General features: G+C 35.3%; 25 protein-coding genes and 1 riboswitch. Of the genes, 6 read left to right on the plus strand and 19 right to left on the minus strand.

From position 1 onward, the window contains the following. Positions 1-91 precede the first annotated feature (91 nt). The 5 genes from rpsA to JZO69_RS01620 form a co-directional block, all read right to left on the minus strand. Positions 92-1,303: a 30S ribosomal protein S1 gene (gene rpsA, locus JZO69_RS01600; RefSeq protein WP_207111165.1), complete on the minus strand. Its 1,212-nt coding sequence runs from the start codon at positions 1,301-1,303 to the stop codon at positions 92-94. 211 nt (positions 1,304-1,514) lie between these two features. Beyond that, positions 1,515-2,183, minus strand: coding sequence for a (d)CMP kinase (gene cmk / locus JZO69_RS01605; protein WP_207111166.1), 669 nt, complete (start codon positions 2,181-2,183; stop codon positions 1,515-1,517). A gap of 106 nt (positions 2,184-2,289) precedes the next feature. Then, entirely contained in the window at positions 2,290-2,823 is a 534-nt protein-coding gene (locus JZO69_RS01610; RefSeq protein ID WP_207111167.1) for an SAG1386/EF1546 family surface-associated protein, read from the minus strand. 79 nt (positions 2,824-2,902) lie between these two features. After that, entirely contained in the window at positions 2,903-4,345 is a 1,443-nt protein-coding gene (locus JZO69_RS01615) for a RecQ family ATP-dependent DNA helicase (RefSeq protein ID WP_207111168.1), read from the minus strand. Then, a complete protein-coding gene (locus tag JZO69_RS01620) occupies positions 4,342-5,373 on the minus strand; it encodes a helix-turn-helix domain-containing protein (RefSeq protein WP_207111169.1) in 1,032 nt (343 codons plus the stop codon). Before JZO69_RS01620 ends, JZO69_RS01615 begins: the two co-directional genes overlap by 4 nt. A 40-nt stretch (positions 5,374-5,413) precedes the next feature. Here JZO69_RS01620 and JZO69_RS01625 point away from each other — a divergent pair, with 40 nt between their 5' ends. After that, positions 5,414-5,626, plus strand: a complete 213-nt coding sequence (locus JZO69_RS01625) for a ferredoxin (protein WP_207111170.1) — start codon at positions 5,414-5,416, stop codon at positions 5,624-5,626. Between the two features lie 67 nt (positions 5,627-5,693). Here JZO69_RS01625 and JZO69_RS01630 read toward each other — a convergent pair whose 3' ends face one another. From JZO69_RS01630 to JZO69_RS01675, 10 genes are all read right to left on the minus strand, one after another. Further along, positions 5,694-6,419, minus strand: coding sequence for an alpha/beta hydrolase (locus JZO69_RS01630; protein WP_207111171.1), 726 nt, complete (start codon positions 6,417-6,419; stop codon positions 5,694-5,696). 139 nt (positions 6,420-6,558) lie between these two features. Then, positions 6,559-7,167 carry an ECF transporter S component gene (locus JZO69_RS01635; RefSeq protein ID WP_207111172.1) on the minus strand — a complete coding sequence of 203 codons (609 nt, stop codon included), beginning with the start codon at positions 7,165-7,167 and terminating at the stop codon, positions 6,559-6,561. 475 nt (positions 7,168-7,642) lie between these two features. Further along, positions 7,643-7,767, minus strand: a riboswitch (FMN riboswitch). A 201-nt stretch (positions 7,768-7,968) separates the two neighbouring features. Then, a complete protein-coding gene (locus JZO69_RS01640) occupies positions 7,969-8,685 on the minus strand; it encodes a pseudouridine synthase (protein ID WP_207111173.1) in 717 nt (238 codons plus the stop codon). Then, a complete protein-coding gene (scpB, locus tag JZO69_RS01645; protein WP_207111174.1) occupies positions 8,686-9,300 on the minus strand; it encodes an SMC-Scp complex subunit ScpB in 615 nt (204 codons plus the stop codon). Beyond that, the gene (locus JZO69_RS01650; protein WP_207111175.1) at positions 9,297-10,076 is read right to left on the minus strand and encodes a segregation/condensation protein A; all 780 of its coding nucleotides are present in this window, start codon (positions 10,074-10,076) and stop codon (positions 9,297-9,299) included. The genes scpB and JZO69_RS01650 overlap by 4 nt, the downstream gene beginning before the upstream one ends. A gap of 44 nt (positions 10,077-10,120) precedes the next feature. After that, positions 10,121-10,483: a GNAT family N-acetyltransferase gene (locus tag JZO69_RS01655; RefSeq protein WP_207111176.1), complete on the minus strand. Its 363-nt coding sequence runs from the start codon at positions 10,481-10,483 to the stop codon at positions 10,121-10,123. Positions 10,484-10,514: 31 nt separating this feature from the next. Next, positions 10,515-11,405 carry a site-specific tyrosine recombinase XerD gene (xerD, locus tag JZO69_RS01660; protein WP_207111177.1) on the minus strand — a complete coding sequence of 297 codons (891 nt, stop codon included), beginning with the start codon at positions 11,403-11,405 and terminating at the stop codon, positions 10,515-10,517. 277 nt (positions 11,406-11,682) lie between these two features. Continuing rightward, positions 11,683-12,615 carry an alpha/beta hydrolase gene (locus tag JZO69_RS01665; RefSeq protein ID WP_207111178.1) on the minus strand — a complete coding sequence of 311 codons (933 nt, stop codon included), beginning with the start codon at positions 12,613-12,615 and terminating at the stop codon, positions 11,683-11,685. A gap of 113 nt (positions 12,616-12,728) precedes the next feature. After that, positions 12,729-13,358 carry an NUDIX hydrolase gene (locus JZO69_RS01670; RefSeq protein ID WP_207111179.1) on the minus strand — a complete coding sequence of 210 codons (630 nt, stop codon included), beginning with the start codon at positions 13,356-13,358 and terminating at the stop codon, positions 12,729-12,731. 322 nt (positions 13,359-13,680) lie between these two features. After that, entirely contained in the window at positions 13,681-14,775 is a 1,095-nt protein-coding gene (locus JZO69_RS01675; protein ID WP_207111180.1) for a DUF871 domain-containing protein, read from the minus strand. 177 nt (positions 14,776-14,952) lie between these two features. Here JZO69_RS01675 and JZO69_RS01680 point away from each other — a divergent pair, with 177 nt between their 5' ends. The 3 genes from JZO69_RS01680 to JZO69_RS01690 all read left to right on the plus strand — a co-directional run bounded on the left by JZO69_RS01680 (position 14,953) and on the right by JZO69_RS01690 (position 16,672). Further along, positions 14,953-15,711, plus strand: coding sequence for a peptidylprolyl isomerase (locus JZO69_RS01680; protein ID WP_207111181.1), 759 nt, complete (start codon positions 14,953-14,955; stop codon positions 15,709-15,711). Between the two features lie 147 nt (positions 15,712-15,858). Next, complete coding sequence (locus JZO69_RS01685) at positions 15,859-16,362, plus strand: EutP/PduV family microcompartment system protein (RefSeq protein ID WP_207111182.1); 504 nt, start codon at positions 15,859-15,861, stop codon at positions 16,360-16,362. A 94-nt stretch (positions 16,363-16,456) separates the two neighbouring features. Continuing rightward, complete coding sequence (locus JZO69_RS01690) at positions 16,457-16,672, plus strand: hypothetical protein (protein ID WP_207111183.1); 216 nt, start codon at positions 16,457-16,459, stop codon at positions 16,670-16,672. Between the two features lie 121 nt (positions 16,673-16,793). Here JZO69_RS01690 and JZO69_RS01695 read toward each other — a convergent pair whose 3' ends face one another. Then, on the minus strand, positions 16,794-17,333 hold the full coding sequence (locus JZO69_RS01695) for a TetR/AcrR family transcriptional regulator (protein ID WP_207111184.1): 540 nt from the start codon (positions 17,331-17,333) through the stop codon (positions 16,794-16,796). A 236-nt stretch (positions 17,334-17,569) separates the two neighbouring features. On the opposite strand from JZO69_RS01695, the gene JZO69_RS01700 reads away from it, so the two are divergent. Beyond that, positions 17,570-18,898, plus strand: coding sequence for a DUF1576 domain-containing protein (locus JZO69_RS01700; RefSeq protein ID WP_207111185.1), 1,329 nt, complete (start codon positions 17,570-17,572; stop codon positions 18,896-18,898). Continuing rightward, complete coding sequence (locus JZO69_RS01705; RefSeq protein WP_207111186.1) at positions 18,876-19,214, plus strand: hypothetical protein; 339 nt, start codon at positions 18,876-18,878, stop codon at positions 19,212-19,214. Before JZO69_RS01700 ends, JZO69_RS01705 begins: the two co-directional genes overlap by 23 nt. Positions 19,215-19,266: 52 nt before the next feature. Here the strand turns inward: JZO69_RS01705 and JZO69_RS01710 are convergent, their stop codons facing one another. The 3 genes from JZO69_RS01710 to rpsP all read right to left on the minus strand — a co-directional run bounded on the left by JZO69_RS01710 (position 19,267) and on the right by rpsP (position 20,447). Next, positions 19,267-19,812 carry a TIGR01440 family protein gene (locus JZO69_RS01710; RefSeq protein WP_207111187.1) on the minus strand — a complete coding sequence of 182 codons (546 nt, stop codon included), beginning with the start codon at positions 19,810-19,812 and terminating at the stop codon, positions 19,267-19,269. Positions 19,813-19,914: 102 nt separating this feature from the next. Then, a complete protein-coding gene (locus JZO69_RS01715; RefSeq protein ID WP_010761444.1) occupies positions 19,915-20,160 on the minus strand; it encodes a KH domain-containing protein in 246 nt (81 codons plus the stop codon). An 11-nt stretch (positions 20,161-20,171) separates the two neighbouring features. Further along, positions 20,172-20,447, minus strand: a complete 276-nt coding sequence (gene rpsP, locus JZO69_RS01720; protein WP_010761445.1) for a 30S ribosomal protein S16 — start codon at positions 20,445-20,447, stop codon at positions 20,172-20,174. Positions 20,448-20,662: the final 215 nt, after the last annotated feature.

Consider the following 20,662-nt stretch of genomic DNA (forward strand, 5'->3'; position numbering starts at 1 on the left):
AGTTATCGCTCAGTCGCTTTGAATTTGGATAAACAGCTGGACAAAAGCAATCACTTCTGCCACCGTTTTTCCAATTAATTTTTATTAACTATTATTCTGAATCAGACTCTTGACCTTTTAGCGCATCACCTAAGATATCGCCCATTGTGAAACCTGTATTTTCTTCAGGCAACTCATATTCTTGGACATCTTTTGGCTCTTCTTGCGATTCAGGCTTTGCTTCTAAAGCTTTGATGCTTAGAGCAATACGGTGTTCATCAGGATTAACTTCCAATACTTTTACTTGAACTGCTTCACCTTCTTGTAATACTTCATGAGGTGTTGCAATATGTTTGTGTGAAATTTGAGAAATATGAACTAAGCCTTCTACGCCTGGGAATACTTCAACGAATGCACCAAAGCTAGTTAAACGTTTGACAGTTCCATCAAGAACAGAACCAACCGCTGCTTTGTCTGCGATATCTTCCCAAGGTCCAGCTAGTGTTTCTTTAATTGATAGAGAAACGCGCTCTTCATCTGGATTGATTGAAAGGATCTTAACTTTCACATCATCTCCAACTGATAGTACATCACTTGGTTTACCAACGTGCTGATGAGCAATCTCAGAAACATGAACTAACCCATCGATACCACCTAAATCAATAAACGCACCAAAATCAGTTAAACGGGCTACTTTTCCTTCAACGATCTCTCCATCATGTAATGTAGCTAAGATGTCTTTTTTCTTAGAATTTTTCTCAGCTTCAACCACAGCTTTATGAGATAAAATCAAACGATTCTCTGAAGGCTCAATCTCAATGATTTTAAATGTCAATGTTTGACCTTTGTATTCAGAAAAATCGTCAACAAAATGATCTTCCACCATTGATGCTGGAACGAATCCACGCACACCAACATCAACAACTAAACCGCCTTTTACAACATTAGTAACTGGCGCTTCGATGATTTTTCCTGCTTTGAAATCTTGTTCGATTTCTTCCCAAACTTTTTTAGCATCCAAACGACGTTTAGAAAGTAAATAGCTACCATTTTCTTTGTCTTTGCCAATCGTTGTGATTACAACTAAATCTAAGATATCTCCAACTTTGACTAATTCATTGATATCTTCTACTTGTGTAGTAGATAACTCTTTAGCTGGTACTACGCCTTCAACACCGGCACCTTCAATACCAACAACTACTTGTTTGTCTTCGACCGCAAGCACTTCACCTTTGACGATGTCGCCAACGCTTACTTCTTGGACACTGTTCATTGCATCTTCCATTGTTTCATTACTGATTTCCACTTTTTTGTCTTCTGTCATGAATACTTATCCTCCTATGCCACCCAAAAATTCGTAAAAAACTGACCTACTTCTTTAATAGTACGGGATTTCACTGAAAAAATAAAGCGATTTCTCTCATTTTATTTTTTTTCTTTGAAATAAGCTGAAATTTTCTTGCTTAAAGACAAAGAAAGTATAACTTTGTATGAAGTTACACCGTTCTTTGTCTTTAATTACAGGATATCCCTGCTTAACTTTTCGCCAAAATGACCTCTTCGATTGCTTTTACAACTTCTTCTATGTTCATACCTGTCGTATCGATTTTTATGGCATCTTTTGCTTGTTTTAGCGGTGAGACTTCCCTCGTTGAGTCAAGATAATCCCGATGTTCGATTTCTTTTTTTAAGGTATCAAAATCGGTTGTAATTCCTTTTTCCACATTTTCCTTGTAGCGTCTTTCTGCTCGTTCTTCCACACTGGCAACTAAGAAAATTTTAACTTCTGCATCTGGCAGTACAGCTGTTCCGATATCTCGTCCGTCCATTACAACACCGCCTGCGCGGCCAATTGCTTGCTGTAATTCAACCATTTTTTCCCGAACTGCAGCATGTTTTGCAACAATCGACACTGCATTGGTCACATCAGGTTGTCGGATTTCTTCCGTTACTTCGATTTCATCTATAAAGACCAGCTGCTCTTTTTCAGTCTGTTTAAACGAAATTGTATGTTCAAGACACAACGTCACTAAACCTTCTTCATCTTCAAAATCCACATCATTTTTGATGGCTAAATAAGTTAATGCTCGATACATTGCTCCCGTATCACAATAAATATCATTTAATTTTTTTGCTAAAATTTTTGCCACTGTACTTTTCCCAGATGATGCTGGACCATCAATAGCAATGCTTATCTTCTTCATAGTAAACTCCTCTGTTTATCACATAGTAAAAGAGTCTGGTACAAAACATGAACTGTTTTGTTTCAGACCCTTAGCATCAGTAGAAATTAATTTCTACTGATTTTTATTATTTCACTCGTAAAGATTGACCTGGTTGTAAAACAGAATTCAATGTCAAACCATTCAACTGTAATAATTCATCTGTTGTAATGCCATTTCTTGTGGCAACTTGGTTTGGACCTTCGCCATTAAGGACTTCTGTGTACACAGGTGTTTCTTCTGCAGCTTGACTTGTTGGCGTCGTCTCTTGTGGTGCGCTGCTTTCGCTTTTCACTGCTTCTGAAGACTCTTGTGGTGCACTTGAAGATGTTGGCTGTGTAGAAGAACTATTCTTCGTTGATGATTGAACAACAACAGAAGACGACGGTTGACTAGCTTCTTTATTATCCGTTTTATCTCTCATCACATAAAGATATGTCCCTACTGGTAAGGCAATGATCAATAGCAAAAGAATAACTAAAATTGTTAGAAAGACTGTATTTCCCTTTTTTTGTTGACGTTTTTCTGAGCGGGAGCCTCCTGCATTCTTATCTGTTTCATAAATTGATTGCTCCCAAGGTTCACGTGCACCTGATGGTTTTTTCTTATCTTTTTTACTCACGTATCGTTCCTCCTAAAATTCTCTCGTTTGCTATTATACCACAGCTTTTTATCTACTGCAGTCTAAAAAAAGATTATTTTCATTCTTTAAATAATCTTATCAAAATGTCCTCCCATTGTTCAGAGATTTCGTTTTCTTCTGGTGATTGTACTATTTGAACTTTGTAGTTGTCAAAGGATAAGCCACATCGATCACAACAATTTTCTTGAGTTGTTTCTTTGTTTTCTTCTGAGAAATACTGCTGAATGAACACACGGCGGCATTTTTCTTCATTGATATAGTTTAACATACTATGTAACTGTTGTTGACGTTCTTTCTCTTTTCTTAATAATCTTTGTTCTAATTCTTCGATCGTGTAGTCCTTTTCTAAATATCCTTGCAGCCATTTTTGCTGAATTTCATTTAAAACAGGTAAAAGTTTTTCCTGATCTTCTACTTGTGATGTACCGAGCTCATTCAAAAGCAAACGATCAAGTCGACTTTCTGTTTGGAAATAATAATGAATTGATTCGTCCCCTTTTTGATAAATTAAAATCGCAACGCTTGGTTGTCCATCACGACCTGCTCGACCAAATTCTTGTACATAATTTTCTAAACTGTCTGGACAATCATAATGAATAACAAAACGCACATCTGGTTTATCAATCCCCATGCCAAAAGCATTCGTCGCACATAATACATCAAGTTGATTAGACACAAATTGCTGCTGCAATAAACTGCGCTCATTTGGTGTCAGTCCGCCATGGTAAAAAGCTGTTTTTAAATTTGTTTGCTCTTTTATTAATTGATTGATCATTTCGGCATTCTTCCTAGTTGCGCAGTAAATGATTCCTTTGTTTTTCAGTTGCGTTAAATAAAAGAGCAGCGTATCTTGTTTTTCCGTTGTTTGATTGACGATTAAACCAATATTCGGACGATTTACGGAAAAGATCACCTCTGAAACATGTTTACGGTGCGCAAATACCTGCTTAATAATCTCTTTTTTTACAGCTGGTGTCGCTGTGGCGGTCAAAGCTAAAGTCAATGGATAGCCACATTCTTCTTGAATTTTAGCTAGCTTAGTATATTCTGGTCTAAAATCAACACCCCATTGTGAAACGCAGTGCGCTTCATCTACTACAAATAACGCAATTTTTAGACGGGCGATTTTTTTTCTAACTTCTTTTTGCATGAGCGTTTCTGGACTAACCAAGATGAATTTGTAATTACCTAAATGATTTATCACATACTGCTTTTCTATAAAAGATAAACTGCTGTTTAAAGCGATCACACGAGTTTCACCTTTTCTTTGTAATTGGATCGCTTGATCTTCCATTAATGACAATAGCGGCGAAACAATGATCACTGTTCCTTCCACCAACTGCCCAACAAATTGATAACACAACGATTTCCCTGTCCCCGTTGGTAAAACAGCTAAGGTATCTTGTTTTTGTAAGAGTTGTTGGATCACTTCTTTTTGTCCTGGTTTAAATGTATTGAAGCCAAATTTATCATATAATACTTGTTCTAAATTGATTGTCATTCGTTCTGATCTCTTTCCTCTCTAAGTTTTTGGATTTGATATAAACGAAACTCAAAATAATCAAGTTCTGGATTGCTTTGTTTTATGGAACGATACACCCACTCTTGGTATGGACCTGAATGCTCATCTAATAAATGATAGGTCTTTTGAGTTATAAACGTATTGAAGGGAAACGCTTCTGTCAATGCTAGTTCCATCAGATGATCCTGCACAGTGCTTTTTTTCACTCTACGTTGTTTAGCCAATTCTTCTAGTGAAAGTTGAAATGCTAAATAATGCTTAGTTTCATTCATACTTTGATTTTCGTTTTGTTTAACCAAAGGTAAGATAAGTGCTCTCAAAGAACTCCCTTCCGGCATTTGTAAAATTAGATGTAATAAATGATGAAGCATTTCTTTTCTTTGCAAAAACCGTTGAAATGGTTCGTCAGTGTCGTCCATTGATTGATACGATGTCTTGCCAATTTGCTGATACCCTGAAAACTGTTGAGCAAAAAAGTTCGCTTCTTTTTTAGGCAAATAAGAAAAAATCTCCGTTAATTCTTTCCTAACTGTTTCAATTAATTGCACTTTCGGTATTGATTTGATGTACTTTTTTACTTGTTTTTGGTACAATGGCGATTGCTCGAGAGGAATATATTGCTTATCCTCATAAGATAAATGAGAAATGACTTGTACCACAAATTGGACTAAACGCCAAATGGTTTCATCTGTTTTGCCAAATCGATAATTATCGATCCAAGTAAAACAACTTTTCTCTTGAGCTAGTTTTTGTTTGCCTTGAACTGTTAGTTGAGCCTCATTATCAGCATTTAAAATTAATAGCTCTTGCTCAACCAATTCATCTAGCTTTCTGTTAAACTGGTCTTCAGTCAGTTCTGGTGTTAATTGAAAAAAAGGTAAGTTTTCGTATAAAAAACCATATAATAAAACTGAACTCGTTCGCTTTCCTTTTAACAGATGATACAAAGTTGACGTCCGAGCCTTGTAACCATGTTTAAATAACGATAAAATAAATAAAGAGTCCATATTTTCACCTCTTTTGAATGATAGAATAGGATGTGCACATATGTTATGTAAAATAATTCCTGAAAAATGTATTGCTTGCGGACTTTGCCAGGTGTATGCTCCAGAAATTTTTGATTATAATGATGACGGAATTGTCATTTTGAAAAATGATCATGAGGCTCTCCAAGAATTTGTTCCCGAAAATAAAAGGAACAATGCGTTAACAGCGTACCGCAAATGTCCTGTACGTGCAATAGAGATTCTAGAAAAATAGAATAGATTGGATTAAAAGAAGCTGAGGCACCACTTTTGGAGTCATATCTCAGCTTCTTTTATTTTTTTCATTTTATTGTATTCAACCACTCAATTAATTGTTTGGCTACCTCTTCTTGTTGTTCTTGATTATTTATGGCCGCAGGTTTGTCCCCTTTTTGTTCCCCATAACTACCAAATCCAGCGTGGTTGCCGCCTTTTATTTCATGGTAAACTGTTTGTTTTGGTAAATATTCCTCGGCTTTATCATACGCTGACCAATTCAAAACACCATCTTCAGACCCAGTTAGCGAAAGAACCTGTCCGTTAAATTGCGCCAGACTGCCTTTTTCATCAGGATAACTTGCTAAGAAAAATACACCTTTCAACTCACTTTGTTTCTTTTGTTCTGCCGCAAATCGACTCGCCATCACACCGCCTAGTGAGTGTCCGCCAATTACATAATTGTTTAAATGGTTGGCTTGGATGATTTTTTCTGCTTTATTTTGACCTAAAACAGCTAAGTTCAACGGTTCATGTACCAGGTAAACTGAAAAACCAGCTTGAGAAACTTTTTCAGCCCAAACACTATAACTGGCATTTTCAACCAATGCTCCTTGATAAAAAATCAGAGCTGGCTTTTCTTGATCACCTTCAAAAAATAAGACACCATTCTCATTTGTCGCTTTTTTAGATATTGCTAATGCATCTGTGGTGGGTGTATATGTGATTGTTTTTATATAAAATAAACCCACTAAAATAAATGCTATGACCACTCCAATTATCCAAAGTAGTCGCTTCTGCCATTTTTTCATTTAACTTCTCCTCCGATTCGTTCTCATTATCTATTTTATCAGAAACAACTCAGTAATTACGCTTTTTTGCCTTGAAGACTAAAAGAAGCACAGAACAAAACTAAACGTTTCGTTCCGTGCTTTACATATTTATCAATAATTATTTTGGTAATGGTTTTTTATTGCCCAACTGATGTTGTTTTCTAGATAACCATGGTAATAATTTAGCATGAAGAATTAAGAAAACCGTACTAACAATTGCGCCTTTGATCAAGTTAAATGGAATAATTCCGATCGTAACATATTTTGCTAGTGACATTCCTAAAAATTGTCCCGCTGATACGCCGAATAGTTTTAAATAAAGCGGTGTGATCACATAGTAATTGGCTACACCCATAAAAACCGTCAAAGCAATTATTCCTGTAGAAATACCTAGAATTTTATTCGAAAGCTTGTCGCTTCCACGTTTGAAAAAATAATACATCGGCAAAGTGAAAACCGTTGTGGCAAAAAAGCTAGCTACATCTCCCACTAAGTTTTGCGGCGAAGCCCCCGTTGTAAATAGATGCAATGCTGATCGTATAAATGCTGTACTGATTCCGGCTAGCGGGCCGAATAAGAACATACTGATCATAACTGGGATGTCGCTGAAATCAATTTTTAAAAAACTTAATGAGGGTATGATCGGAAACGCTACAAACTGTAAAACCACACCTATTGCTGCTAACATTGCTACACTTACCATTTTTTGTACCTTGTTGTTTCGCATATGAAATCCTCCTGTTAAAAGGACCCATCTTCAAACGAACTTTTCTAAATTGACTTTTTCATTAATTGCTCTTGATTTGCTGTGTTTGTTGTTTGGTCGAATGGTACGATTTCTGTAACTATATACAGCTACATTATTTCGTTGGAAAAAAGATTCACTCATATTTAGTTTTAGTTAAACATGGTGTTTCAATACGAAGGTGACTTCTCTCACTTTGTTCGCCAAGTACTGTTCATCATCTACTCTGTCCCTCAATTTTTAGAGGTTTAACTCCTAGAGTTTGATGGGATAAACGCAATATTGTGATTCACTAGTTAGGTGACTTCTCTCACTTCGTTCGCCAAGTACTGTTCATCATCTACTCTGTCCTTTGGCCAGTCGTAGTGATTCACAGCAATTCACAGCAAAAACTCTATTTTCCAGCAGGGAAAATAGAGTAGAGTTATCTTATCTGAAAAATGCCAATTCAAATAAGCCCTATCTTCTTTATCCAGACTTTACTGTCGGTATTGGAATTTCACCAATTCAGCCACTTCAAATGAAGTAGGTCGTGGACTATAACCACCGGTCGGGAATTTCACCCTGCCCCTGAAGACGAACCTTTATTAAATTTTTGTACTCTTATAGTATACAACCTTTTTTGAAAAAAGCAATAGTTACGCATTTCACATTCGAAACAAAGAAAATACCTAACTGAGAGATACTCTATGAGTGTCTCTCAGTTAGGTAAAATCCAGATCAATGTTGGTTCAATAATTCATCTGGAATTATGCTCCAGTTCCAAGTGTAACCTTGTTTTCTTTATTTTGATTGGTTCATCAAAACACTAATTTCCTTTTTATTCAAATTACGGTATTCACCAGGACGTAATCCTTTTAAAGTTAAATCTCCGTATTTTTCTCTTTTTAGTTTTTGAACAGGATAGCCTACTGCTTTTAGCATATTTTTCACTTGATGATTACGGCCTTCGTGAATCGTTAATTCCACAATACTAGTATTTGCTTTTAAATCAACAGATATAATCTCAAAAGTGGCAGGTGCTGTTTTGTATCCTTCGATTTTCATTCCTTTAGTTAACGGAAGTAAATCATGTTTTTTGGCTAACCCTTTTACTTTTGCTACATAAACTTTATCAATTTCATGACTTGGATGTGTTAATTTTTGAGAAAATTCACCATCATTTGTTAATAGTAACAGTCCTGAAGTATCATAATCTAATCTGCCCACAGGATAAATTCGTTCTTTGATGTGTGAGAAAAAATCTGTAACGACTTTTCTACCTTTATCATCAGAAACGGCAGAAATAACACCTTTTGGTTTGTAGAAGAGATAATAGCCATATTCTTCCTTATAAATCGGTACATCATCAACTTCAACTTTATCGTTTTTTCCTACTTGTGTTCCTAGTTCTCTAACGATTTTCCCATTTACTTTTACACGTCCATTAACAATGTATTCTTCTGCTTTTCGACGTGATGCAATTCCTGCGTGCGCGATTACTTTTTGAAGTCTTTCCATTTAATTTTCTTCCTCCGATTCGTTTGTGTCCGTTGTTTCTTCTTCATTTAACTCTTTGTAACGGTCGAAAAAGAGGTCTAAAGGTAACTCTTCTGCGATTTCTTCTTCCATTTGCTGGATATCTGGCAATTCTTCCAAAGATCTTAAGCCAAAATAATCCATAAAATAAGCCGTTGTCCCATATAAAATAGCTCGACCAGGTCCGTCAACTCGTCCTTTTTCTTCAATCAATTGACGAGCAACTAATTTTTGCATGGAGCCAGCTGATTGTACCCCTCTAATTTCATCTACTTCTACTCTTGAAATCGGTTGTTTGTATGCAACGATTGATAGTGTTTCAAGCGCAGCTTGAGACAATGAATTAGAGATAGGTGATTGCGCATATTTTTTTAATAAGGGTGCAAAAGCCTTCTTAGTAGACAATACAAAATGATTACCCACTTCTAAAATATTTAAAGCTGATTGCTTATCTGATTCGTAACGCTCTTTTAAAGCCGTCAATGCTTCATAAGTTTTAGCGGTAGATAATTCTAATAAATAAGATAATTGTTCTAAGCCAATTCCTTCTTCTCCAACAACAAACAGAATCGCTTCGACTTGACTAACTGTGGTCACGCTGTTTCCTCCGTACTTGATTCAATTTCTGCAGACGTATTGTATAGCAAAATCGTACTATAATTGCCCTCTTGTTCAACATGAACAGTCCCTTTTTTCATTAATTCTAACAAAGCCATAAAGGTTGTCACGATTTCTTGTTTAGAATATGAAGTGAAAAAAGATTCAAAATTCACGGGTGTGTCTCGGTCGATTTGACACATTTTTTCCGAGATTGTCGTAATTTTTTCTTCGATAGATACGTCATCACCAGTAACTGTTGTCTCTACTGGTTGACGACTTTTTTTCTTTTCTAGCATTGCATGAAAAGCAAGAAATAAATCGATCGTATTCAATTGATTCGGTTCTAAAAATGGATTATCTTCTTTATATTCATCGATATCCATCGGTTCTTTCGTATAATACAAACTTCTTTCTGATTCTTTTTCATGTAAAAGACCAGCTGCATATTTAAATTTACGATACTCTAATAACTGAGCAACCAATGCATCTCGTGGATCTTCGCCACTTAGAATTTCATCCTCTTCAAAAACTTCAAATTCTTGTTTTGGTAACAGCATCTTACTTTTGATTGCCATCAACGTTGCTGCCATCACTATGTATTCACCAGCAATCTCCAATTCCAATGTTTTCATGGTGTGAATGTAATTCATATATTGTTCGGTCACTGCAGCAATCGGAATATCATAAATATCAATTTCCAATTTTTGAATTAAATGCAATAAAAGATCTAGCGGTCCTTCAAATACATCCAATTTTACGTTAATTTCCTGCAAGATCATCCAACTTTCTTTATCGACTCTCTAGTTTACCATAAAACTTAATCGTTGTGTTCTTTCCACTTAGATAAATAAGCAGATGTAGCTAAAGTGCCATAGATTTTGGTCTCTGGATACAACTCTTTCATCTCATTCAACAAATTAAAGCCCAGCTTTTCTCCACGAAATGAAGGATTTATTGATATATCATGTAAAATCATCGCTTCTGAGGTCTCTACTTCAATTCCTAAAATCCCTTGAATATTTTGTTCGCCATCTGGTATCCAAAAAAATAAATGTAAATTTTCTTCTGTTTCATACATATCTATCTCTTTTAGTAGTGCTTGATATTCAGTTAACTTTTGATGAAAACTCAGTAGGCCCATCGCAATTTTTCGTTGCTCTTTTCGATAATAAGTTAACATGATCTCACCTTCTTTCTTTAATATTTGTCGATTAGGCTCTTGGGAAATGTTGCTTATAGACATCTGCCATCCGTTGTTTTGTGATGTGGGTATAGATTTGAGTCGTTGAGATATCAGCGTGTCCTAAAAGTTCTTGAACAATTCTCAAATCAGCACCATTTTCTAATAAATGTGTGGCAAAACTATGACGAAGTGTATGCGGTGTAATATTTTTATCGATTCCAGCTTCTCGAACGATTTGTTTTAGATTTTTCCAAACACCTTGTCTTGATAGCGGGTTACCATGATGATTCACAAATAAGTGTGTTTCATTTTGATTTTTTTTGATTAGAATTGGACGAGCATCTTCCATATATTTCTGGATCCACTGAATCGCATAATCGCCTAAAGGAATAATTCGCTCCTTGTCTCCTTTACCAATCGTTTGTACTAAACCGATCGACAAATGTAAATCCCCGATTTTCAAATCTACTAACTCACTGACCCGTAATCCTGTTGCATACATTACTTCCAATATAGTTCTATTTCTTATTCCTAGTGGTTTTGTGGTATCTGGCGTTTCTATCAGTAAAGTAACCTCTTCCACGGAAAGTGTGCTAGGAAGTTTTTGAGCTTTTTTCGGCGAATCGATATGCTGCATAGGATCATGATCTGTGATGCGTTCTTGTCTGATAAATTGATGAAATCCCCTTAAACTTGAAATCATTCGAATAATGGTCGCAGAGGAGTTATTCTCATTATGCAAAGTTTGTAAATATTCCATAATTATGTAACGATCGATCAGTTGCCAAGAATCTACTTTTTGCTCTTTTAGAAAAGCCAAATATTTATGTAAGTCTCGTTCGTAGCTTTTTCTTGTATTGAGAGAAAGCCCTCGTTCTATTTGTAAGTAATGCAGATAGTCAGTCACTTGTTCTTCCATCTATTTTACCTCATTTCTTTTCATTATCATATCAAAGAATTCCAGCAGATGTATAGTAAAATCATAAAATTAATGCATGTTTCGGATTAAAGAAGAAAAGAAGCTAATTTGTGCTTTAAAAGAGCCCGCGACCAAAACTAAAAATCAGTCTTGATTCGGGCTCTAAATACGAATAAACGGCGATTAAAAAGCAGACTGCGTTCCGATCACATCAACTTCTAAGAGTAGACGGTCTTCGGAAATAAGTATCTAAACGCTTTTGTCTCGACTTCAATCATTAATCTACATATTTTGTTAGAAAACTTGCTACTTTTTCTTTGTATGCCTCAGGATCTACCGTGTACGCTTTAGCATGGGCTGCACCTTTTACAACAAATTTTTCTTTTGGTCCAGCTGTTGCGTTGTACACTTCATCCAACATTTTAAATGGTACAAATTTATCTGCATCTCCATGGATGAACAGCATTGGAATTTTATTTTTCTTCAACTGTGCAACTGAACTAGCTTCTCCAAAGAAATATCCTGCACGAATTTTTGTGATTAAGCTCGTAACAGGAACAAGTGGAAACGATGGTAGATTAAACATATCTTTCAATTGATATGCTAATTCTTCATTGACTGTAGAATAACCGCAATCTTCAACGATAGCTGTAACATTTTTCGGCAAGTTTTCACCACTCGTCATCATGACTGTTGCCCCACCCATACTAATACCGTATAAAGTGATTTGAGCATCTTTACCATTTTCAGTTAAAACTTTATCGATCCACTGAAGATAGTCTTTTCGCTCCGGCCAGCCAAAACCGATATAGTCGCCTTGGCTTTCTCCGTGTCCCCTTGCATCAGGCACTAAAACATTGTATCCCAAATCATGATACATTTTAGCAAAACTAGCCATTGTTTCAGCATTTCCCATATATCCATGAGCCATAATAACATTTTTATCTGTTTTTTCGGCTGCTGGTAGATAAATAGCTTTTAATTTTAGGTTGTCAGTTGATGTTAATTCCCAGTAAGATCGATTGAGATCATCTTTAAACCATTTTTCTTCTGGTTTTTTCACTTCAACATCAGTTCCAGGCGTGTCACCGGCCAAGAAATCTTTTTGTGAAGGTACAACAGCATAATTATAGAAGTACATGCCTGCACCTGTTAATACGATTATAATTAAAATTGCAATAACGATCAAAACTTTTACTATTCGACTCATTCGTTTACTCCCCATTAAAAAGTATCATCTGCTTATAGACAAAACCAACAAATAATACTCAGCTTTTTTCAAATCCTTAAATAGTATAATGTTTTATCGAGATTTTCGCAATATTAATCACAAATCGTGTCGTTTTTTTCATTTTCGTAATCATTAAAAATCATTTTAAAGTTCTCAAGTATGTTTCTTTCTTCTGAGAGTGAAAGCATACTAATTTCCTGTAGTGAAAAATAACCAACTTCGCTTGTTTCAATCCCTGCTTTTGGCTCATCGCTTTGTACTTCACAACGAATAAACAACTTATATACATAGGTTAAAGCTGCTGGATATTCATGTTTCGCCTTGTCCAAAACTGCGATCAAGCGCTGTGCTTTAACGATTACTCCAGCTTCTTCTAGGGTTTCTTTTTCAGCAATTTCTTTTGGCGAATAACCAATATCTGCCCATCCTCCTGGTAAAGACCAGCAATTATCACTTTTTTCTTTGACAAGTAATAGTTTCCCTTCTTTATTGAAGACAACTGCTCGAACATCAACTTTTGGTGTAGCATATCCTTCGTCTTTATCGATAATAATTGATAGCTCTTGTTCAGAAAGAACCGGATATATTATTCGCATCAACTGTTTGGTTACTTGAGACAGTTCCTCATAACGTTCCTGATCAAAAATATCTTTTCCATATTTCTTACCTGTTTGAGCGATTCCTTGAAGCTTTGTTAATAACATACTTAGTTCTTTTTCCATAAATCCCACCTCTTTTCTTTTTATTTTATTAAAAATTGCTAAAAATTTCAGTACTCTATGAACAAACTTATGAAAGAAAAAATGTGAGTGGGACATAACTCTTCGAGTCATATCCCACTCACATGGAATCCAGATAAACGGTGGGAGCAGAAGCAATCACTACGCTACGCTTCGATCATATCAAATTCTAAGTGCTAAAGCACTAAGATTTGAAGGCTTCGGAAATAAGCTGAAATTCATAAAGATTTGAAGAACAATTTTCGTGAATCCCTTCTTATTTCTCGGGATTAAACACTTCTGTCCCAACCTCCTGTCATATATTTTATTTTACATTTTCAATCAATTTAAAGCTAGACCATGGTTTCAAGAAGTCTAATAAGAACAACTCATCTTCCGAAATACGACCAACAACATTGACACGTCCGTCATTTTTCATTTCTTTTAAGGCAATTTGTGTTTCTCCTTTGTATTGTCCATAATCAACATTATCGATCAATACATCGCCTTTTGTCATATCTTTTGTATTATGAGGTGGGAAATCACGGTCCTTAAAGTGAATCCGTGTCATCGTCGAACGTAAAATATACTCTGAACGATCACCACGATAGCTATGAAGGCTCGTAAATAAGACTTCTCTTTCATCATCTGTGATATCTTCAGCAACATCCACTTTTACCGAAGGATATTCAGCGTTGAATGCATCAGCCATCGCTTTTAACTCAGCTTCTGAAGCATAGGCATTTCCTACCAAGATATCATCGATCAATCCAGTCAATACTAAATGCTTCACTTGAGTAGCGATTTCTAAATCTCGATGATCTTCTAAAGAACATAGGCCATCTTGGGTTGGCCAAGGTCCAAAAGTGGCATCATGGGAATTCACAAAAGCCATTGTATTTAAATTATATTTTCTGAATTTTTCAGAACAAAAGACAAAATGATCATAGCCTAAACCAGAATAACGGTGAGGATAAAAATTATGAGAACCTAATAAATTATCCGTATTTGGTGAATAGCTCATGATGTTGTCTACATAGCTCGTTCCTGTACTCATATTGATTTCGATCTTGATTCCATATGGATTACGAGTCATTTTCGCTTCTTCTGCACCAGTAAACCCAACATCTAAACGGACGCCATAAGCACCCATCTCATCAAAAAATGATAAGTCATCATAAGAAATCTCTAATTGTTCAAATAAGGCAGGATTAATGTCGACCATAACTTCCATTTCAAGACTATTCGCATAATCAACAACTCTTTTAAACTCTGCTAATACCTTTTCTTTGTCCTCAGTTATTTGAAGCAAACTTGTAAAAACGCGTTTAAATCCATATTTATGTGCTAAGTCTAAATATGCTTTGTCCTTTTCAAAAGTTGATCGTTCTGGATAAATAGAAATACCTAATTTTCCCATTATTACTGCCTCCTAAGATTTGTATTGATTATAATGTATCCATTTTCATTATAGCAGAATAAGAAAAAGTGGTCTACACCTTTCAGAAATCTTAAAAAAATTCTATTTTGACTAGCAGTTCTAAAAAGGATTTGTTATCATGAGATATAACTATCTTTGAAAGGAAGATTTAACTTTATGAAAACAAAAAAATTCATCGCTGCAACAGCACTACTAACTTCTTTAGTATTATTTGCGGCTTGTGGACCTAAAAATGAGAAAAAAGCAGCAGATTCTTCTGCCACTTCTGCTAGTGAAACAAAACCTTCTGAATCTGTCGATTTAAATGCATTAGATTTGCCACAGTTATCTGATACAGTTAGTGAAGACGAAGACTTAGTTGAAATGGTCACAACAGAAGGAACGATTGAGATCAAACTATTTCCAAAACAAGCACCAAAAACTGTTGAAAACTTTATGACACATGCTAAAGATGGTTATTATAACAATGTTACTTTCCATCGCGTTATTAAAGATTTCATGATTCAAGGTGGCGATCCTAAAGGTGACGGTACTGGCGGCGAAAGTATTTGGAATAAATCATTTGACGATGAAATTTCCAACCAATTATACAATCTACGTGGTGCTTTATCTATGGCTAATGCTGGTACAGATGAAAAAGGAAACGGCACAAACGGCAGCCAATTCTTTATCGTTCAAAACGATCAAGATGTTTCTGATGGTCTATTAAAAGATGACTATCCAGAAAAAATCATCGAAGCTTACAAAAAAGGCGGAACTCCTTTCTTAGACGGTAAACATACTGTTTTTGGTCAAGTAACTAAAGGGATGGATGTTGTAGATAAAATCGCTGCTACTGAAACCGGTGACCAAGATAAACCTAAAAAAGATATCAGAATCGAAAAAATCAATATTTTACAAGAAGCTAAAAAATAAACGTTTAAGAAATTCGGATAAAAGAGTTTGACTTTGAGAATCACTATCAGCAAGCACTGTTTGTCTTTCTATCGTTTATTCGAACACAAATGACTGGGCCAGAACTTCTGCTCAGTCATTTTTTATTTCAATCAGGAGGTATCAACTATGAAAAAAATAATGATCGCTGGACCTGTTGGAAGTGGAAAAACAACCTTAGCCAAGAAATTATCAGTAGAAAAAGCGATTCCCTTCTACGAATTAGATAATCTTATATGGAAACGCCTACCTGAAGGTGACCGACCCTATTCAAAGGAAGAATCCAGCCAACAATTGCAACATATTTTAACTAAAGAAGCTTGGATTATTGAAGGAACGACAACGAATGAATGGATCAAACCTGCTGTAGATGATGCAGATATTATTTTACTGCTCTTACCTGCTTATCCTATCCGAGTTTTTCGTATTTTAAAGCGGTTCATCAAACAAAAGACAAAACGAGAATCGGCTCATTATCAACCCACTCTTAAATTATTGAAAATGATGTATATCTGGAATCACAATTTTGAAAAAAAGAATATTTTTAAATTACATAAGTTAACTGAATCCAGTCCTGATAAACTAATCCTCTTAAAAAGCTGTGACAGCTACTCTACGTATAAGAAATTATAATCTGAAAGAATTTCTTGCCATTTCCTCATTAACTAAGGAATCACTATCCAATTGAGTGATAAAGTGGTATTGTTAACAAAAGAGGTGAAAGCAAATGACGTTTAATCCACAAATAGAAACGCTCATAGTTGAGGCTTCCAACAGGAAATCTCCTCATTTTGTAGCAAATGTGATCAATTTCCAGCAATTTGACCAAACAGACGTAAGAGACACTGCACAAAAATTGATTGACGATGGACGAATTCAAGCAACTATCCATTTTCATTATAATGATTTATGTACAATTGACTTTATACCTCAGGCTATTTGAACAAATTGATCACAAAAAAAGACTGCACAAGTATAGTTCTAACTTTTGTTAGAGTATACTTGTGCAGTCTTTTTACTTAGCCAATTCTTGTTGTGCTTTTATAGAAATTTCTTTGCTTATTTTAGCTATTTTGTTCAACCGTCTTAAAAGCTGATATAAGTTGCTCTTTTGTTTGAGTAAGCATACCTGAACTAGTCAACGATGCAAGCCCTGTCGCTGCGATTAATAAATTCATATGTAGTTTCTCAAGTTGTTCTATAGATGAATCTATATACCTCAACTCTTTTTTAACAATCTTTTGAAACAGCTCAAACGATAGTTGTCGCAATTCTTGCCCATAGGAATGTTGGTCGATATATAAAGATATATACAATTTATTCTCTGTTTTAGCAAAATCAATATAGTTTAAACCCAAGTTTGCTAGGCTATCTGATGTCTGTCTCACAGAAAAAAATTTCCTCTCTAAGAATTCATGTGTCGTTTTAAGCAGGGTCAACTTTAAGTCTTCCATATTTTTAAATTCAAGATAAATAGGTTGTGTTGAAATCCCCATATGCTCAGCTACATTCCGCGCAGTTATGAAAGAAAAACCTTTTTCTATTAATAGTTCTCGTGCAGCAGCTAGTATATGTTGTTTTGTATGTATTTTTTTTCTAACCAAAGTATTCACTCCTAATTTTCAAATTATCGTTATTTATTTATAAAAATAGTCCTGTAAATATTTCTTTTTTTATTATTTATCCTTTCATTTTACACTCTTTTCTCGGCTATTTTTCTCAATAATTATGGATATATTCGAAAAACATGATAAACTGTGAGCCTCACCAGTATTGTTATTGACTGAGGGTACTTTTACAGGCTATAGTTAGTTATATATATAAAACGGAGGTATTATTTATGGCTAAAGATAACAGCCGAACACTTTTTTTACATACCGACAAAAAACATTCAACAATAATCAATAACAAGAGAAGCTATTATTTTCTAATTGGTTATTGCGTTATTTTGATTATTATTGGTTTATTCAGCGAGCCACTTAATACATTGTGGATGGGCATGTCGCGAATCATAACCTCACCTAGCAATTTATTAACAGATTATATTGAACTCGGAACTTTTGGCAGTGCGTTTGTTAATAGTGGATTACTCACACTGATCAGTGTGCTACTTGCTAGAAAAGAAAAAATCCCAATCAACGGACCGATGATTGCGGCTTTATTTACAGTATCAGGTTGTTCATTTTTCGGAAAAAATTTATACAATTCTATCCCAATCATTATTGGTGGGCTTTGCTACGCTAGAATTGTTAAAAAACCTTTTTCACAATTTATTGTTGTTAGTTTATTCGGCAGTGCTTTATCACCGATCATTAGCTATCTTACATTCGGGATCTCATTACCTTTGATTTTATCCCTTCCGCTAGGTTGCTTTGTAGGTATTTTTATTGGCTTGATTTTACCGCCCTTGGCTTCCCATATTCTTACATTTCACCAAGGTTTTTCCTTATACAATGTTGGCTTCACTTCTGGACTTATTGCGATGATGTTCACAGGGATTTTAAGGATGTTTGGCTGGAAAATCGAAGGAAAAAATATAGTTTCAACTGCTTACCATACACAATTACTATTTTTTCTGCTATTTTTATTTTTGCTGATGTTTTTTGTTGGCTTCATAGTTAATCATTTTTCATTAAAAGGATTAAGAAGTATTAGTAAAACATCGGGTAAATTGATCACTGATTTTATTTCCATTGCTGGAGTTGGCGCTACTATGATGAATATGGCGCTGATGGGACTTTTACTTGTTGGCTATACTCAAATCAGTCAATCTACACTTAATGGACCAATTGTTGGCGCAATCTTGTCTGCAGTCGGTTTTAGTGCCTTTGGTAATCATATTCTGAATAGTTTACCTCTATTAGTTAGTGTTTTTCTGACAGCCCAATTGTCTTCTGTTTTTGAAGTAAATCAGACAACTGTGGTCCTTGCTGGAATTTTTGGAACTAGTTTAGCACCAATTGCTGGATATTATGGCATTACTTTTGGCTTGATCGCTGGATTTTTACATATGTCATTAGTCACAAACGTTAGTTATCTCCACGGTGGATTAAATCTTTACAATAATGGATTTTCTACTGGTTTTGTGGCAGCTGTCATGGTACCATTACTTGATAATATTTTACAGATCAGAAAGGTGAAACAACATGCAAGAAAGAGACAAAGCTAAAAGAATCGTAGACGAATTATTAACATACTTTTTTTCAAACGATATTGAAGAAATTCGAATTAGTGTAGATTTTACTCCTGAGGGCTTTTACATCGAAATCCAAGGAAAAACCGATGATGAACCTGAGAATGTCTTGCATTTATTAGATTTATTGAATACACCTAGAGATTTGAGTATTGAGAGCTATTATGATGAATTGCTTGGGATCACACACCACGAGGAAGAAGATTATCACTTACTTGGTTTAATGATTGATGAAGCAGAAATTAGTTTTGATGCCTCTATCTTTACTATTAAAGTATTTAGAAAAAAATAATGATTTAAATAAAAAAAGAGGAAGAGCAAGAATTTAACTGCTCTTCATCTTTTTATGCATAAATTGCGCGAATTCCGCCAATTAATTTAGGCCGCGTCCGTAAATAGGTGGTATGCGCTCCGCCTATTTCTTTAACGCTCGTTCGGACAGGGACTTGAACATGCTTTATATGCATACCGATCGATGTATCACCGATATCTATACCGCCTTGGGCTACGATTTTTTCCACAACAACTGGCTTTGAGAAAAGTTGATAAGCTGCAAGTGCCGCCGCACCTCCTGCATGAAGTGCTGGTATAACAGAAACAATTTCAAGATTATGTTGTTTCGCGATTTCTTTTTCAACAACTAAGGAACGATTGATATGCTCGCAACCTTGAACCGCTAAATAAATTCCTTTTTCGTCTAAACTCTCTTTGAGTGTAGAAACGATCATTTCACCGATCTCCAAGCTGGAATTCTTACCAATCACACCTCCAGCAACTTCACTGCTACTACAACCTAGGACAAAAATATCTCCAGCCTCTAAATCAGCTTGTTCAAAATATTCATTCAAGCCTCTCACCAATTGTTCTTGATACATTTTTAGACTGTTCATTCGGTTCTCCTCCACTCTTTATTCGTCTTTTTATTATGGCAGATTATCCCCTTACTCGTCAAAACAAAAAACACCCAAAAAAATTGGGTGTTTTACTTCGTACTATTTGCCATCTACAATATTTAAACGAACTTTTTTCGGTCCATCTACGCGCACGCTGTAAACAATAGTACGAATTGCTTTCGCAACACGCCCTTGCTTACCAATGATACGCCCAATATCTTCAGGCGATACAGTCAAGTTGTACTCTAGAAAAACATCAGATTCTTCTATTTCTAATTTGACCAGCTCAGGTTGACTGACTAATGGGCGAACGATAGTTAGAACTAACTCTTTCACATCTGTCATTATCGGTCACCTTATTTCTTTTCAAGTTTAGCTTCGTGGTGTTTTTTCATAACGCCTTCTTTTGAAAGGATGTTACGAACAGTATCAGAAGGCTGAGCGCCTTTAGATAACCAGTCTAAAACTAAATCTTCTTTTAAAACTACTTCTGCAGGATCTTTTAAAGGATTGTAAGTTCCAACAGTTTCGATGAAACGTCCATCACGAGGAGAACGAGAATCTGCGACTACAATACGGTAAAAAGGACTCTTTTTAGAACCCATGCGTTTTAAACGAATTTTTACTGACATTTTATATATTACACCTCCATTAACTTAATCACAAATGTTAGTTTACCAGATTTTCAGCAAGCTGTAAAGAGTTTTTTCTTGACACCTTAAAAAAGCTTTAACCCGTTGCTTTTCAGCTCTTTTAGTTCTATACTTAACCTACCTTGGCAGGGGCAATCAACTGTTGCTTAATAAAAAATAAGCTATGGACAAAGTAGAAAAGTGAACGGATTCAA

Source organism: Candidatus Enterococcus ikei (assembly GCF_017316105.1).
In the GTDB taxonomy this organism is placed as follows: domain Bacteria; phylum Bacillota; class Bacilli; order Lactobacillales; family Enterococcaceae; genus Enterococcus_L; species Enterococcus_L ikei.

Bases quoted from the DNA above. Each gene is read 5' to 3' on its own strand.
- rpsA (WP_207111165.1), bottom strand. From the start codon at position 1,303: ATGACAGAAGACAAAAAAGTGGAAATCAGTAATGAAACAATGGAAGAT.
- JZO69_RS01655 (WP_207111176.1), bottom strand. From the start codon at position 10,483: ATGTTAACTTATTATCGAAAAGAGCAACGAAAAATTGCGATGGGCCTA.
- JZO69_RS01690 (WP_207111183.1), top strand. From the start codon at position 16,457: ATGACGTTTAATCCACAAATAGAAACGCTCATAGTTGAGGCTTCCAAC.
- JZO69_RS01640 (WP_207111173.1), bottom strand. From the start codon at position 8,685: ATGGAAAGACTTCAAAAAGTAATCGCGCACGCAGGAATTGCATCACGT.
- JZO69_RS01710 (WP_207111187.1), bottom strand. From the start codon at position 19,812: ATGAACAGTCTAAAAATGTATCAAGAACAATTGGTGAGAGGCTTGAAT.
- JZO69_RS01715 (WP_010761444.1), bottom strand. From the start codon at position 20,160: ATGACAGATGTGAAAGAGTTAGTTCTAACTATCGTTCGCCCATTAGTC.
- JZO69_RS01675 (WP_207111180.1), bottom strand. From the start codon at position 14,775: ATGGGAAAATTAGGTATTTCTATTTATCCAGAACGATCAACTTTTGAA.
- JZO69_RS01705 (WP_207111186.1), top strand. From the start codon at position 18,876: ATGCAAGAAAGAGACAAAGCTAAAAGAATCGTAGACGAATTATTAACA.
- JZO69_RS01630 (WP_207111171.1), bottom strand. From the start codon at position 6,419: ATGAAAAAATGGCAGAAGCGACTACTTTGGATAATTGGAGTGGTCATA.
- JZO69_RS01620 (WP_207111169.1), bottom strand. From the start codon at position 5,373: ATGGACTCTTTATTTATTTTATCGTTATTTAAACATGGTTACAAGGCT.
- rpsP (WP_010761445.1), bottom strand. From the start codon at position 20,447: ATGTCAGTAAAAATTCGTTTAAAACGCATGGGTTCTAAAAAGAGTCCT.
- JZO69_RS01670 (WP_207111179.1), bottom strand. From the start codon at position 13,358: ATGGAAAAAGAACTAAGTATGTTATTAACAAAGCTTCAAGGAATCGCT.
- JZO69_RS01680 (WP_207111181.1), top strand. From the start codon at position 14,953: ATGAAAACAAAAAAATTCATCGCTGCAACAGCACTACTAACTTCTTTA.
- JZO69_RS01685 (WP_207111182.1), top strand. From the start codon at position 15,859: ATGAAAAAAATAATGATCGCTGGACCTGTTGGAAGTGGAAAAACAACC.
- JZO69_RS01635 (WP_207111172.1), bottom strand. From the start codon at position 7,167: ATGCGAAACAACAAGGTACAAAAAATGGTAAGTGTAGCAATGTTAGCA.
- JZO69_RS01665 (WP_207111178.1), bottom strand. From the start codon at position 12,615: ATGAGTCGAATAGTAAAAGTTTTGATCGTTATTGCAATTTTAATTATA.
- xerD (WP_207111177.1), bottom strand. From the start codon at position 11,405: ATGGAAGAACAAGTGACTGACTATCTGCATTACTTACAAATAGAACGA.
- cmk (WP_207111166.1), bottom strand. From the start codon at position 2,183: ATGAAGAAGATAAGCATTGCTATTGATGGTCCAGCATCATCTGGGAAA.
- JZO69_RS01700 (WP_207111185.1), top strand. From the start codon at position 17,570: ATGGCTAAAGATAACAGCCGAACACTTTTTTTACATACCGACAAAAAA.
- JZO69_RS01615 (WP_207111168.1), bottom strand. From the start codon at position 4,345: ATGACAATCAATTTAGAACAAGTATTATATGATAAATTTGGCTTCAAT.
- JZO69_RS01625 (WP_207111170.1), top strand. From the start codon at position 5,414: ATGTTATGTAAAATAATTCCTGAAAAATGTATTGCTTGCGGACTTTGC.